17 protein-coding genes are annotated in these 13,400 nt (G+C 50.9%); 9 read left to right on the plus strand and 8 right to left on the minus strand.

All coding sequences use genetic code 11. From position 1 onward, the window contains the following. Positions 1–122 precede the first annotated feature (122 nt). Genes proB through ACZ48S_RS03010 form a run of 3 tightly spaced genes read left to right on the plus strand, consistent with a single transcriptional unit; the run spans position 123 to position 1,860 of the window. Positions 123–1,265, plus strand: a complete 1,143-nt coding sequence (gene proB / locus ACZ48S_RS03000) for a glutamate 5-kinase (RefSeq protein WP_464213924.1) — start codon at positions 123–125, stop codon at positions 1,263–1,265. Between the two features lie 14 nt (positions 1,266–1,279). Beyond that, on the plus strand, positions 1,280–1,552 hold the full coding sequence (locus ACZ48S_RS03005; RefSeq protein ID WP_464213926.1) for a hypothetical protein: 273 nt from the start codon (positions 1,280–1,282) through the stop codon (positions 1,550–1,552). After that, positions 1,549–1,860 (plus strand): hypothetical protein, encoded by a 312-nt coding sequence (locus ACZ48S_RS03010; protein ID WP_464213928.1) that lies wholly within the window; start codon positions 1,549–1,551, stop codon positions 1,858–1,860. The genes ACZ48S_RS03005 and ACZ48S_RS03010 overlap by 4 nt, the downstream gene beginning before the upstream one ends. A 134-nt stretch (positions 1,861–1,994) precedes the next feature. Here ACZ48S_RS03010 and ACZ48S_RS03015 read toward each other — a convergent pair whose 3' ends face one another. The 7 genes from ACZ48S_RS03015 to ACZ48S_RS03045 all read right to left on the minus strand — a co-directional run bounded on the left by ACZ48S_RS03015 (position 1,995) and on the right by ACZ48S_RS03045 (position 5,709). Continuing rightward, positions 1,995–2,252: an acyl carrier protein gene (locus ACZ48S_RS03015; RefSeq protein WP_464213930.1), complete on the minus strand. Its 258-nt coding sequence runs from the start codon at positions 2,250–2,252 to the stop codon at positions 1,995–1,997. A 21-nt stretch (positions 2,253–2,273) separates the two neighbouring features. Beyond that, complete coding sequence (nusB, locus tag ACZ48S_RS03020; RefSeq protein WP_464213932.1) at positions 2,274–2,684, minus strand: transcription antitermination factor NusB; 411 nt, start codon at positions 2,682–2,684, stop codon at positions 2,274–2,276. A gap of 25 nt (positions 2,685–2,709) precedes the next feature. After that, positions 2,710–3,459: a 3-oxoacyl-[acyl-carrier-protein] reductase gene (gene fabG, locus ACZ48S_RS03025; RefSeq protein WP_464213935.1), complete on the minus strand. Its 750-nt coding sequence runs from the start codon at positions 3,457–3,459 to the stop codon at positions 2,710–2,712. Then, the gene (fabD, locus tag ACZ48S_RS03030) at positions 3,450–4,382 is read right to left on the minus strand and encodes an ACP S-malonyltransferase (RefSeq protein ID WP_464213937.1); all 933 of its coding nucleotides are present in this window, start codon (positions 4,380–4,382) and stop codon (positions 3,450–3,452) included. Before fabD ends, fabG begins: the two co-directional genes overlap by 10 nt. Before the next feature lie 35 nt (positions 4,383–4,417). Beyond that, entirely contained in the window at positions 4,418–4,639 is a 222-nt protein-coding gene (rpmF, locus tag ACZ48S_RS03035; RefSeq protein ID WP_464213939.1) for a 50S ribosomal protein L32, read from the minus strand. 107 nt (positions 4,640–4,746) lie between these two features. Then, complete coding sequence (locus tag ACZ48S_RS03040; RefSeq protein ID WP_464213941.1) at positions 4,747–5,166, minus strand: YceD family protein; 420 nt, start codon at positions 5,164–5,166, stop codon at positions 4,747–4,749. A gap of 177 nt (positions 5,167–5,343) precedes the next feature. Continuing rightward, entirely contained in the window at positions 5,344–5,709 is a 366-nt protein-coding gene (locus ACZ48S_RS03045; RefSeq protein ID WP_464213943.1) for a DUF134 domain-containing protein, read from the minus strand. A 196-nt stretch (positions 5,710–5,905) separates the two neighbouring features. Here ACZ48S_RS03045 and ACZ48S_RS03050 point away from each other — a divergent pair, with 196 nt between their 5' ends. Next, complete coding sequence (locus ACZ48S_RS03050; protein ID WP_464213945.1) at positions 5,906–7,054, plus strand: acyl-CoA dehydrogenase family protein; 1,149 nt, start codon at positions 5,906–5,908, stop codon at positions 7,052–7,054. Between the two features lie 94 nt (positions 7,055–7,148). Here ACZ48S_RS03050 and purF read toward each other — a convergent pair whose 3' ends face one another. Continuing rightward, positions 7,149–8,624 (minus strand): amidophosphoribosyltransferase, encoded by a 1,476-nt coding sequence (purF, locus tag ACZ48S_RS03055; RefSeq protein ID WP_464213947.1) that lies wholly within the window; start codon positions 8,622–8,624, stop codon positions 7,149–7,151. A gap of 188 nt (positions 8,625–8,812) precedes the next feature. On the opposite strand from purF, the gene xerD reads away from it, so the two are divergent. The 5 genes from xerD (at position 8,813) to fusA (ending at position 13,296) form a co-directional block, all read left to right on the plus strand. Beyond that, the gene (gene xerD / locus ACZ48S_RS03060; protein WP_464213949.1) at positions 8,813–9,724 is read left to right on the plus strand and encodes a site-specific tyrosine recombinase XerD; all 912 of its coding nucleotides are present in this window, start codon (positions 8,813–8,815) and stop codon (positions 9,722–9,724) included. A gap of 29 nt (positions 9,725–9,753) precedes the next feature. After that, complete coding sequence (locus tag ACZ48S_RS03065) at positions 9,754–10,029, plus strand: hypothetical protein (RefSeq protein ID WP_464213951.1); 276 nt, start codon at positions 9,754–9,756, stop codon at positions 10,027–10,029. A gap of 12 nt (positions 10,030–10,041) precedes the next feature. Continuing rightward, positions 10,042–10,602: a nitroreductase family protein gene (locus ACZ48S_RS03070; RefSeq protein WP_464213953.1), complete on the plus strand. Its 561-nt coding sequence runs from the start codon at positions 10,042–10,044 to the stop codon at positions 10,600–10,602. Next, positions 10,602–11,150, plus strand: a complete 549-nt coding sequence (locus ACZ48S_RS03075) for a stage II sporulation protein M (protein ID WP_464213955.1) — start codon at positions 10,602–10,604, stop codon at positions 11,148–11,150. Before ACZ48S_RS03070 ends, ACZ48S_RS03075 begins: the two co-directional genes overlap by 1 nt. 76 nt (positions 11,151–11,226) lie before the next feature. Further along, entirely contained in the window at positions 11,227–13,296 is a 2,070-nt protein-coding gene (gene fusA, locus ACZ48S_RS03080) for an elongation factor G (protein ID WP_464213957.1), read from the plus strand. Positions 13,297–13,400 lie beyond the last annotated feature (104 nt).

The raw sequence follows: 13,400 nt of genomic DNA on the forward strand, positions 1-13,400 counted from the left end.
TTTATCCTTGTTTCTCGGCTGGTTTAATTATAGTTTAAGCGTTAATCCGAAACAACCGGCAGGTATAAAAGCTTCGTGCGGATGGCCTGTCTGCCTTGTCCCTTCGGGAAGGCGCTGTTATAATGACCAGCAATTCAGCTACTGTTATGACGAAGAAAAACTGCTACCACCGCGTTGTTATCAAGCTGGGCACCAACCTCCTGACCGGAGGCAGCGGCCGGCTTGATGAAGTTATTATGACCGGACTGGTCTCCCAGGTCGCCAAGTCAGCTGCCGAAGGTATTGAGGTGGTGGTAGTTACCTCCGGGGCTATCGCCGCGGGTAAAGAAAAACTGGGACTGTACAAGAAAACCCGGGATATTCCTTACCGCCAGGTAATGGCGTCTGTCGGTCAGAGCCGCCTCATGAACGTATATGAACTTCTTTTCGGCCAGCACGGGCTTACTGTCGCCCAGGCTCTGCTGACCCGGACTGACCTCAATGACCGGTCCGGATATCTCAATGCCCGCAATACGCTCCTGGCTCTCATGGAGTTGGGAGTCATTACCCTGGTCAATGAGAATGACGTGGTAGCGGTGGATGAGATCCAGGAAGCCAAATTTGGGGATAACGATAACCTTTCCGCCATGGTGGTAAATCTGATTGAAGCTGATCTGCTGCTGATGCTGACCGACATTGACGGTCTTTACGACAGTGATCCTCGGAAGAATACTCAAGCTCGCCTTATAACGACTATTGAAAAAATAACCCCGGAAATTGAAGCGCTGGCCGGGGGAACCTGGAGCGGCGCCGCAGTGGGCGGTATGGTGACTAAATTGGAAGCGGCCAAACTGGCTTCCGCGTCCGGCGCCAGGGTGGTTATCGCTTCCGGTAATGAAGCCGATGTTATCAGCCGCGTTATAGGCGGCGAGGAACTGGGTACTCATTTTTTACCTCAATCCGAACCGGATGCCCGCCGGCGCTGGCTGCTATCGGGTCTGTCAGTTCGGGGACGTATTATTCTTGACGCCGGCGCATCTGAAGCTGTCCGTCGCTGCGGCAGTCTGCTGCCGGCGGGAGTTACCGACGCAGAGGGTTCCTTTAAAAGAGGTGATATCGTCCGTCTGATTGACGCCAGCGGCAGCATGATGGGTTACGGGATAGTTAATTATAACGCCGGGGACGTGTTGCGGATTAAAGGTCTTCATTCCGGTAAAATATCCGGTGTTCTGGGCTACGATTATGGCTCAGAGGTCATCCATCGGAATAATTTAGCAATTTGTTAGAAGGGAATTGAATAATGGAATTGGGCAGGCTGTATAATCACGGCGGTGAGGAACTTCTGGGAGAAGTAGAATATCACTTGCAATGTGACAATCAGAGCGGTTGGTGGGGGGAGCTGATTTTTGTTGAGTACACCCGTGTTCCGGACGGTTCCGGATATTATATTGAGTTGAAAGATGGCCGTTGGGGAGCGTGTTCCATTAAAAAGCGGGTCAATAAAGCCGTTCACGGCATACCGCCGCGTTATTACTTCTATTTCCGCGGTGTCGGCCGCTTAGAAACGGGATGAGCATTCAATACAGCGGGGGTATAGCCCGGCTGTACGCTAAGGATATTGAAAAGCCGGTAGCAGATATCCGCTATCAGATGATGTCAACCCAGGGTACCAAATTTACCCGGATGAGGTGGTGGGGAGATTTTTTTTCGTCCAAAGAACTTAAAACCCTGGGTGAATTTGTAATGGAGTTTGATGATGGTCAGCGAGGGAATGTAATAGTGTTTGCTACAGGGGTACCTCAGACAAAGTCAGGGCGGTTTCAATATTCTTTCAACGGGCGCGGCCAGTTGTCCGGGTTGCGCGGACGCAATAGATCATAAAATTCCATAAAGGCCTTGAGTGTCCGGGGCTCCAGAAACTGACACGCCGTTTTTTTCTGGTAAGATGATACGCTTTCTATGGCGCTGCGCCATATTGAATGAACGCACGACCAGTGAACGCGCAAAAAATAATATTAGTCGGTAACGCCTTTACCCTTCAGGTACTCTACTACGTCTTTAACGGTCAAGAGTTTTTCCGCTTCTTCGTCCGGGATTTCAATTTTTGCTTCCGGCGTACTGAATTCTTCTTCAAGAGCCATAATCAGTTCAACCAGGTCAAGTGAATCCGCTCCAAGATCATCGGTGAAGCTGGACTCCATGTTAACGTCCTTGTCTTCGACGCCCAGTTGTTCAATTCCGATTTTTTTAACACGTTCGAAAATTGTTGCCATCCTTTTTGCCTCCGTTATTTGTTATTCCGGCCGGGCCAGCGCTGCTACTGAACTCAGTACACCATTTATAAATTTGGCGGAACTGTCCGCGCCAAATTCCTTGGCCAGTTCCACCGCTTCGCTGATTGATACCCTTACCGGGACATTATTATCGTGTAAAACTTCATATATTGCAAGCCTTAGAATATTTCGATCAACCGGCGCCAGTTGCGAAAGGGGATAAGCGGGAGCCAGTTTATGAATCAGTTCATCGGCTTCTTTTTGATTTTTGGTGGTACCTGATATGATCGAACGGGCGAACACTTCCTGTTCCGGCGGCAGTTCATTGGCCTCCAATTGGCGTTCGATTACTTCTTCAACCGGATGGCCGGTTAAATCCACTTCGAAAAGGGCTTTCAGAGCGATGATGCGGGCTTCATGACGTTTCGGCATAGTGTTTTTTGTATTCAACCCCTGATTAAAGGGTCATGCCGCCGTCCACGGTCAGCGTTTGACCGGTAATGTAACGCGCTTCATCGCCAGCCATGAAGGCTACGGCAGCCGCGATATCATCAACGGTTCCCAGTGAAGCCAGCGGGATGCGCTTGATAAGAGCTTGATGAGCTTCCTCTGAAAGACCGGCGGTCATGTCGGTAGTGATAAAACCCGGCGCAACGGCGTTCACAGTAATATTGCGTGAAGCCAGTTCTTTAGCCATTGTCTTGGTGAAGCCGATGATGCCGGCTTTTGAAGCGGCATAGTTTGCCTGTCCTGCGTTGCCGCTGAGTCCGATGATACTGGAGATATTTATAATACGTCCGCCGCGGTTTTTCAGCAATGGTTTGAGAGCAGCACGACTGCACAGGTAAACACTTTTCAAATTGGTATCCAGCACAGCATCCCAGTCATCTTCATTCATCCGCAACAGCAGATTATCCCGGGTAATACCGGCATTGTTTACCAGGATATCAAGCCGGCCGAAAGTAGAGATGGTCGTTTCAATCAGTTTTACCGCATCAGCGTATTTGGAGACGTCACCAGCCACGGCAATCGCCTGACCACCGGTAGAGGTAATTTCCGCGGCTGTCTTTTCAGCACTGTCGGACAAGCTGTTGAGCACAACAGCGGCTCCTTCCGCGGTCAAACGCAGGGCAATAGCTCGACCGATACCCCGTCCAGCACCGGTTACTACCGCTGTTTTGCCGTTGAATCTACCTTTTAATTCCAAGTTCCAGCCTGCATATTCTTTATGGATTGCGCCTGTGAAATATTCATGGTGCGGACATCCCGGTTAATGCGGCGGATTAACCCGGTCAGTACTTTACCTGGGCCAATTTCGACGAAAGTACCGACGTCTTCATTAATCATGTATTCAATTGATTTCTGCCAGAGAACGCTTTCCGTGAGCTGTTTCAGCATTTCTGAGCGGATTTCAGCGGCTGTAGTAATAGGCTTTCCGGTGGTGTTGGCAATGACGGGGATAGCGGCATCTTTGAGGTCAAGTCTTTCCACTACCCTGGTCAATCCTTCAACCGCGGATTCCATCAAAGGAGTGTGGAATGCCCCGGATACCGCCAAAGGGACTACTCTGGCTCCTTTGGATGTTAGTTCCCGTGATGTTTGACTGATTCTATCCTGATCGCCGGAAATGACCCATTGTCCGGGACTGTTGTAATTGGCGATATAAACGCCGTTTTTCTCCACTATGGCAGTCAGACCGGCCTCATCAATCCCCATCACCGCAGCCATAGAGCCGGGGTTCTGCTGGGCTGCCAGCTGCATCAGGCGGCCACGCAATGCCGCAAGTTGAACCGCATCAGCGAAATCGAGCGCTCCGGAAGCAGCCAGGGCTGTATATTCCCCAAGTGAATGGCCAGCTACAAAATCCGCTTGCGGCAATACATCCATATCGCGCGCCGCTGTAAGAGCGGCTAGACTTACGGTAACAATAGCCGGCTGAGCGATGGCGGTTTCCTTCAGTTTATCTTCAGGGCCATCAAAACATAGTTGAGAAATGGAGAAGCCCAGTCGGTCATCCGCGGCTTGGAATACGGCACGCGCGGTATCAAATTCATCAAATAAATCCTGCCCCATACCGGGTGCCTGGGCACCCTGGCCGGGAAAAACAAAAGCCAGTTTGGGCTTGTCCACCTGGTTATCCCCCCGATTGTTACTGGAACTGTTATTTACTGTTGTTCTTTCTTGGCTTTTTCAGCTTTCCGCTGAACCCTGCCTTCAATATCAAGAACGTTGCGGCCGTTATAATTGCCGCAGGCGGGGCAGGCGCGATGAGGCAGACATGGCTGGTGGCATTGTTTGCACTCCGTCAGTTGCTGTTCTTCCAGTGCCAGGTGACTGCGGCGCTTGCCCTGTCGGGCTGGGGTAGTCTTACGCTTGGGTACGGCCATTTTTTACGATCTCCGTTTTCATTATTACTTTAATTATATTTTTTACTGCTTGAATAATATAGCATAAACCGGGCGGTTCGGTCTGCCTGCCGATATTGCGGTTGGATTTATTTTAGAATGCCCTCGCATTTTTCACGACATAACGGTTTCATTGGAATCGATAATATCGAGTATTGCCTTATGGCTTCACTTAAATCCATCACATGGTGTTCGTCTATTATGAAGTCTTCGTCTTCAGTTTCTATTTCCATCGGCAAACCGCTGGTTATATCCAATACCGGGAAATACTCCTCTTCAAATTTTACGTCCAGCAGACAGTCAAAATCTTCCAGGCATCGGCAGCATTCCTGCGGCAGAGTAGTATTTATATCCGCTTTTACCAATATCGAACGGTTGGTGCGGGTCAGCCGGATAAAGCCTTTGATACTAGCCGTATGGCCTTCAATGTCTAACTTTTCGTCAAGTTCATAATCCCGGGTGGTGCCGATGGGTGATTTCTCCAGTTGTGCCACATTGATTTCCAGCACGTCACCACCTCCACAAGATGACTATTATAGAGAAGATGGGGTTATTAAGCAAAAAATGGAGCGGTCATGGCCACTTCGAAAATTAAATAATACGGCTAAAGAGTATGTTTCTGTACTTTAATTGTTGAATGTCCGGGGTTAGTAATATTATCACGGAAGACAAATCAAACATTCCGCTTACTGGCTGTCCGCCTGATTGTTTTTTGCGCCTCGCCGGTGGTGATGCCTGCCGTGTTTTTCGATGCCGGCAGATTTTATTACGAAGCTGCCGCCGTTGATGCGCAGCGCTTTTCCCTGGGTTATGGCTTCAGCAATATGGCGGCGGGCTTTGGAAAGCACGCGCTGAAAGGTGGGGCGGGAAATACCCATGTGGCGGGCGCATTCTTCCTGTTCCATGCCCTCCATATCTTTGAGACGGACAGCTTCATATTCTTCAACCGGCAGTTCCACCTCTTCGATCTGGCGTAAAGGGATGCCCGCCGGTTTGAAATAGACGACCCCGGGCATATCGGCAACGGTGCGGTGTTTTTGCGGTCTGACCAACTAATGATTCTCCGATTAAATATGAACCAATGTCCATAATAAGAGGAGAAACCGGTGCTGTCAACCTAATATTAACCCGGAATCACCGTAGTTCATGACGCCGGGGTTATCTACTTGAACAATCCTTCAACGAAGGCCTATAATAGCCTCAATTATTGAGCGAAGGTTCAACAAATCAGGTTTTTAGGAGCGGTTTGTGGAATATTTTTTGGATGAACTTCAGACCACAGTAAAGGATTTAGCCCGGACGATAGCCAATGAGAAAGTGCTTCCGGTTCGCGCTGAGTTGGATGAAAAGGAAGAGTTCCCGGCCGGGATAATGAAGGAAATCGCTGATTCCGGTTTATTCGGTATTGCCATACCGGAGGAACTTGGGGGCATTGGCGGCGGCGCTTTTGAGCTGTGCCTGGCGACTGAGCAGCTTGCCCGTGTCTGCGGCGGCATAGCCGTCTCCTATGCGGCCAATTTCCTGGGTTCGGATATTCTGATTGATAACGGCTCAGCTGAGCAGAAAGCCCGTTTCTTGCCGGATATTGCCAGCGGCGCCAAATTATGCGCTTTCGCCATTACCGAAGAGACAGCCGGTTCTGACGCCGGAGCGGTTAAGACCACGGCACGGAAAACAGATAGCGGATATCTTTTAAATGGCAGCAAGCGATTCATCACCAACGGTGGTGATGCTGATATTTACACCGTGATTGCCTGTACTGACCCCGGCAAGGGGGCTCGGGGGCTTTCAGCCATTATTGTTGAGAAAGGAACGCCGGGTTTTACTTTTGGTCGAAAAGAAAAAAAGATGGGTATCCGCGCCTCATCTACCCGGGAACTGCTGTTTGATGATTGCCTGGTTCCGTTCGAAAATATCATTGGTAAAGAAGGCATGGGGTTTTTTTATGCCATGAAACTCTTTGAAAAATCCCGGCCCGGCATCGGCGCCCAGGCCTTAGGTATTGCCCAGGGCGCTTTTGAAGCGGCAATGGAACACGCCAAGAGCCGGGTTCAATTCGGTGAGCCGGTTTTTAATTTCCAGGCAGTACAGCATATGCTGGCCAATATGGCCATGGATATTGAGGCTGCCCGGTCTCTGATTTACGCCAGCGCTCGGACAATAGATTCCGGTTTACAGAAAAGCGGCAACATGGAATCCGCCATGAGCAAGGTGTACGCCTCTGATGTAGCCATGAAAGTAACAACCGATGCTGTCCAGATATTGGGCGGAGTAGGTTATATGCGGGATTATCCGGTGGAAAAAATGATGCGCGACGCCAAGATTACTCAATTGTATGAAGGTACCAACCAGGTACTGCGCAATATAATTGCCAGTGAATTGCGGAAAAGGTACTAGCCGGAACATTCATTTCACAAAAAGATAGCGAAGGACGGATACCGCCCTTATTGCTTGTTCCATTATACGACCAGATGGTAATGCCGCGGCTCGGTCAGTAATTGACCGCCGGTACTTCTTCAGCGTCAAAATCCAATACTCGGTTGGATTTATGCTTGTTGAAATTCATGCCTTCCATGGCTAGCTTGTCCATTTCCAATTGCACCGGAACAGGATATTCTCCGGTGAAACAAGCCAGACAGAAATTATCTTTGGGGGCACCCACGGCACGGATCAGCCCGTCAACACTGAGAAAGCCCAAAGAGTCAGCGCCGATAAAATCACGGATTTCATCAACGCTTTTCCTTGCGGCGATGAGTTCCTGCCGGGTAGCCATGTCAACACCGAAGAAGCACGGGTGACATATGGGCGGAGCGCAGACGCGCATATGAATTTCTTTTACTCCGGCGCGCTTCAGCAGCTTGATAACCTGGGGCGTAGTGGTGCCCCGGACTATGGAATCATCCACCAGAACAATGCGTTTGCCGCTGAGGACCGATTGCAGCGGATTGAATTTGAGTTTGACGCCCAGGTCCCGGATGCGCTGGGTAGGTTCAATGAAGGTTCGGCCCATGTAGCGGTTTTTAATGAGGCCTTCAGCCGGCGGGATGCCGCTTTCCAAAGCATATCCGGCTCCAGCGGCCGTGGCTGAGTCCGGCACACCTACCACCAGGTCAGCATCAACCGGAAATTCCTTGGCCAGTTCTGCGCCCATTGCCTGACGAGCCGAGTATAGCAGGCGATCATTCATAATACTGTCCGGCCGGGCAAAATAAATATATTCAAAAATGCATAACGCACGCCGGCCGGAATTTTCTTTATAACTTTCAACGCCGTTGCCGTTGATGCGGATAATCTCCCCCGGCTCTATTTCCCGAACCAGCTCAGCGCCTATGTGTCCCAGCGCGCAGGTTTCGGAAGCTACTACCCAACCGGTGCTGCCCATTTTGCCCAGGCATAGCGGACGGACTCCTAATGGGTCCCGCATAGCGTACAGGGTGTCGTTGGTTAGAATGGTGCCGGAATAGGCTCCCAGCAGGCGCCCCATGGCGTGGCGTAGACGCTCGGTCAGGCCGGAATAGGGAGCGGCCATAATCAGATTGGCGATGACTTCAGAGTCAGTGCTGGTGTGAAATTTATAATCCAGGTCTTCAAGTTCCCGGCGCAACTCCTGGGCGTTGGTAATATTGCCGTTGTGTGCCAGTGCCATCTGGTTTTCACCTTCACCGACAATAATCGGCTGGGCATTATGCGAGCAGCTGGAACCGGCGGTGGAATAACGGTTGTGACCAATGGCGATATGGCCTTTGAGGCGACTGAGCGTTTTTTCTGAAAACACCTGGGAAACCAGCCCCATGCGGGTGTGGAAGTGAATGGTCTTGCCGTCGGCGGTGGCAATGCCCGAAGATTCCTGTCCGCGGTGCTGCAGGGCGAACAGGGCGAAGAATGAAATATGGGACACATCTTCGTTCGGAGCATAGATACCGAAAACGCCACACTCTTCCTGTGGTGAATCGGTCAGTGGGTTCATTGGCCCTGTCACTTAAACAATTATAAGCGCTTAAGCCTATGCGGTCAACGTTATAAACAGCAACTGGAGCCCCGGCAGCCTTTGCCGGAATATGATGAAAGGCTTTAGCTCACAAAGTATATCGCTTGACCATTTGTGTAGTTATGTTAGAATACATAACAATAAATACCCGTAGCTGAGGTAATTGAATGAAAGCCGATGTTGATAGTTTTTTAAATTATCTGATTGTGGAAAAAGGGTTTTCCGGTAATACAAAAGACGCCTATCATAATGACCTTTACCAACTGGCTGATTTCGGAGCGCGGTGCATGAAACAGCGCGGCGACCAGGACCTCTGGGACAACTTCAGCCGTCAGGATATGCTGTCCTATCTGCTGGATCTTAAGGAACGGAACTACGCGGTAACCACTGTCGTGCGCAAAATCGCCGCGGCTAAAAGCTTTTTCGGTTTCATGGTTGAGGAACAGAAAGTGCGTCGAAATCCCACTGAAAACATTGAATCACCCAAGGTGGGCAAGCCATTGCCGGACGCGGTTTCGGTGGCTCAAGTTAAAATGCTGCTGGAGCAGCCTACCAAAACCGGCCGGCCGGAAGCCAAGAGAGATCGGGCCATGCTGGAGATGCTTTACGCCAGCGGTATGCGGGTCAGTGAATTGATTGGACTGAATGTGGATGACGTGGATTGTGATGAGGAGCAGGTACGCTGTTTCGGCAAGGGCGGCAAGGAACGGATAGTACCTATCCATCCCCAGGCAGCCCGTTTTGTTTATGAGTACATCAATGAGGTTCGGCCAAGGTTGCTGCGTGATGAAAAAGAACAGGCTCTGTTTTTGAACCGCCGGGGGGAGCGTCTTACCCGCCAGGGATTGTGGCAGATACTAAAGGAATATGCCAGGACTTCCGGCCTGGATGGACTGATAACACCGCACACGCTGCGGCACAGTTTTGCCACTCATATGCTTAACGGCGGCGCTGATTTGCGCTCGGTTCAGGAGCTGCTGGGACATGCCAATATCTCCACCACCCAGATATATACCCATCTAACCTCAGAACATATCAGGCGGGCTTATGACAGCGCCCATCCAAGGGCCCGAAAATAGGAACATTACATCAAAGAACAGGAAATTAAATGGCTGATAAATATTCACGTAAAAAATCCAAGAAGAAAAAATCTCCAGCTGCCAGACAACCTCATAATACGGCACTGCAGATGAATCAATCCGATCAGGCGGTTAGCCCCGTGGTCCCCGCAGAAACCGTTTCCTCAACTCAGGCAGCGGTTACCGGATCCGGCAACAGACAACCGGTTCCATCTATCAACTTGAGCGCTGAACTCAAAAGAGTAGGATTCCTGGGTGCTTCACTGCTGGGAGTATTGATTGTAATGGCGCTGCTGCTGCGTTAAAAAGGAGCCGCTATGGACGTAATACAGGCTATCAAAACCAGGCGCAGTCACCGGCAATATACGGATGAAGTGGTAACACAGGAGCAGCTGGATACAGTTATGGAAGCTGCCCGCTGGGCTCCATCCTGGGCCAACAGCCAGTCCTGGTATTTTGTGGTAGTTATAGATAAGAGCCTCAAATCAAAAATCAGTCAAACCATGACCGGTAATCGAGCAGCTCAGGCGGTGCAGCAGGCTCCGGTTCTCATCGTGGCCTGTGCCGAGCCCGGGCAATCAGGCTGTTTTGACGGGGTACCGGTTACAGATAAAGAATGGTCATGGTATATGTATGATGTCGGCCTGGCTATGCAGAATATATCCTTAGCCGCTCACGCGCTGGGCATGGGTACGGTTCACCTGGGGCGGTTTGACGCCGCCGCTGTTGGCGCAATCATCAAACTGCCGCCACAAATGACGGTGGTAGCCATGACACCCCTGGGTCATCCGCCGTCTGACGCCAGTCCGGTTGCGCCGCCGCGCAAAGCGGTTGAAGAGATTGTTTCTTATAACACCTACGGGTTGTCAGCTGAATAATGCTGAGGCGTTTCCTGTTAATATCCGGGATGATATTTTTGGGCGGCATGCTGCTGGGAGTCTTCTTGCCGTTGGATGTCATTTCTGAGGAACTGACACTGTTTGATGATTTCACGGAAGAGGCCGCTTCTCTGACCGGTTTGGGCTTGTTCTTTTTTATACTTACCCAGAATGCTATGGCCTTTGCCACCGCTTTTTTCTTCAGCCCGCTGCTGCTGCTGGTGCCAATAGGTTCACTGGTACTTAACGGGGCCATGATTACCGTAGTAAGCCGCATGGTTCTGGAAGAACAGTCAGTAGGGTTCCTGGCTGTAGGACTGCTGCCCCACGGCATTATCGAAATACCGGCTTATATCCTGGCCATGTCGGCATCACTTGCTTTTGGTGTTGTCCTGATGAGGGGTGTTTTTCAGCCGGCTTACCGAGGTGAAGTAGGCGCACGGGTAAAGCAATTGGTACGCTATCTTGTGGTGGCTCTGTTGCTGCTGATTCCGGCGGCTTTTATTGAAAGCTTTGTTACCACCATGCTGCTTGATATGTTTAATTAAGCCGCCGGTTAATTTGCCCAGTTGCCTTTGGATAGTTATAATAGCCCCCAATGACTAAATACAGGGCAGGTGACATATGGAGAACTTTGGTATAACCAATATCCGTAATGTGGCGCTCCTGTCGCACAGCGGCGCCGGAAAAACTACGCTGGCAGAAGCCATGCTTTTCAGCGCCGGCGCCGTCAGCCGGATGGGCAAAGTAGATGACGGGACGACAAGCTCGGATCACGAACCTGATGAGGTAAAGCGAAAGATCAGTATAAATCTTTCGCTTTTGCCTTTTATGTGGGGGAATAACAAAATCAATATTCTTGACGCGCCGGGATATGCGGATTTTGCCGGTGAAGCTCGTTCTGCTGTCAGTGTGTCCGAGTCTGCCGCCATTGTAGTGGCGGCGTCTTCCGGGATTGAAGTCGGCACCGAGCAGTCCTGGAGCCTGGCTGAAGCAGCCGCGTTGCCCCGCTTTTTCATAATAAACAAAATGGACCGTGAGAATGTCAATTACGATACGGTGGTGGAAGCGCTGCAAGCCAGGTTCGGCCTTAAGTGTATACCGCTGACGGTACCTATCGGGTCTTTCAAAGATTTCAGCGGTGTTGTCAATGTGCTGACAATGAAAGCCTTTAACGGGACTCATCCGGCAAAGGAAGAAGCCATTCCCGCTGAGATGGAAGCTGCGGTCAAGGAATACCGGGAGCGTCTGGTTGAGGCGGTAGCGGAACAGGATGATGTATTGATCGAAAAATTCCTGGGCGGTGAAGAGATTAATGACGAGGAGTTAACCGCCAGTTTGAAAAAAGCGGTGGCTGACCGGTCCGTGGTGCCGATACTGGCCACCTCAGCGCTGACCAACACAGGAGTGGATTCATTACTTGATTTCATCGTCAACTACGCTCCGTCACCCGAGGGGCGGGAAGTAGCCCTGGCTGACGGAGGCTCTTTTCAATCCGCCGAATCCGGTTCTCCAGCGGCGCTGGTGTTTAAGACTACGGCGGATCCATATGTTGGGAAGCTAACTTATTTTAGAGTTTTCCGGGGGGCGATATCGTCAAATTCACATGTCTGGAATAGCGTCAAGAAGGCTGATGAGCGTATCGGGCAGATTTACATAATGCGCGGCAAGACACAGGAAGCGGCGACCCAAATCGGAGCCGGTGATATCGGCGCGGTAGCCAAGCTGGCGGTTACTACCACCAATGATACTCTGGCTTCCCAGGAGTCAGCGGTTACCATCGCTCCCATCGTCTTTCCACCGCCGTCCTATTCCGTAGCGGTGCATCCGAAATCCAAGGCCGACGTTGATAAACTGGGACAAGCCATTACCCGGCTGCTGGAGGAAGATCCCACACTGTCGAGCCACCGGGACGGTGATACCCATGAGACCATTGTATCCGGTCTGGGTGATACCCAGATGGATGTTATGGCGGAAAAAATGAGCCGCAAATACGGCGTGGCGGTGGACCTTAAACCACCACGGGTGCCGTACAAGGAGACCATTACCGGATCGGCTAAAGCCGAATATAAACACAAAAAACAGACCGGAGGCCATGGACAGTATGGGCACGTAGTGCTAGAGGTAGAAGCACTGCCTCCAGGCAGCGGCGTGGAATTTGTTGATAAGGTTGTTGGTGGTGCCGTGCCGCGGAACTATATTCCGGCGGTGGAAAAGGGCATCAAAGAATCCGTGCAGGAAGGCGGCGGCCTGGGATTCCCCATTGTTGATGTGAGGGCTACCCTGGTTGACGGCAGCTTCCACGCGGTGGACTCTTCAGAAATCTGTTTCAAGATTGCCGGGTCTGGCGCTCTTAAAAAGGGTATGGAAACCGCCGGGCCGATATTACTGGAACCGGTGGTTTCGTTAAAAATTACAGTTCCTTCGGCTGTGGTCGGTGATATTATTGGCGACCTCAATACTAAGCGGGCCCAGGTTCAGGGAATGAACCCCGACGGGGAATTTACCACTGTCGAAGCCATGGCCCCTCTGGCTGAAGTCCAGCGTTACGCTATTGACCTGAAAAGCCTGACTCATGGGCAGGGACAGTTCACCATGGAATTTGACCACTATCAGCAGGTGCCGGCACACCTTACCCAGAAGCTGGTGGAGGAAAGAGCGTCCGAGATTACAGCCGCTCAAAGCAGTCACTGATAGGCAATTGAAAAAGGTATTGCTTACTTAGACAAAGCGATAAGCAATCAGGAGAGAGGCCATGGTCTCTCTCCTTTTGTTTGCCGCCGAATGATTTTGCTTAA

The sequence above is a fragment of the Dehalogenimonas sp. NIT-SK1 genome (assembly GCF_055384165.1).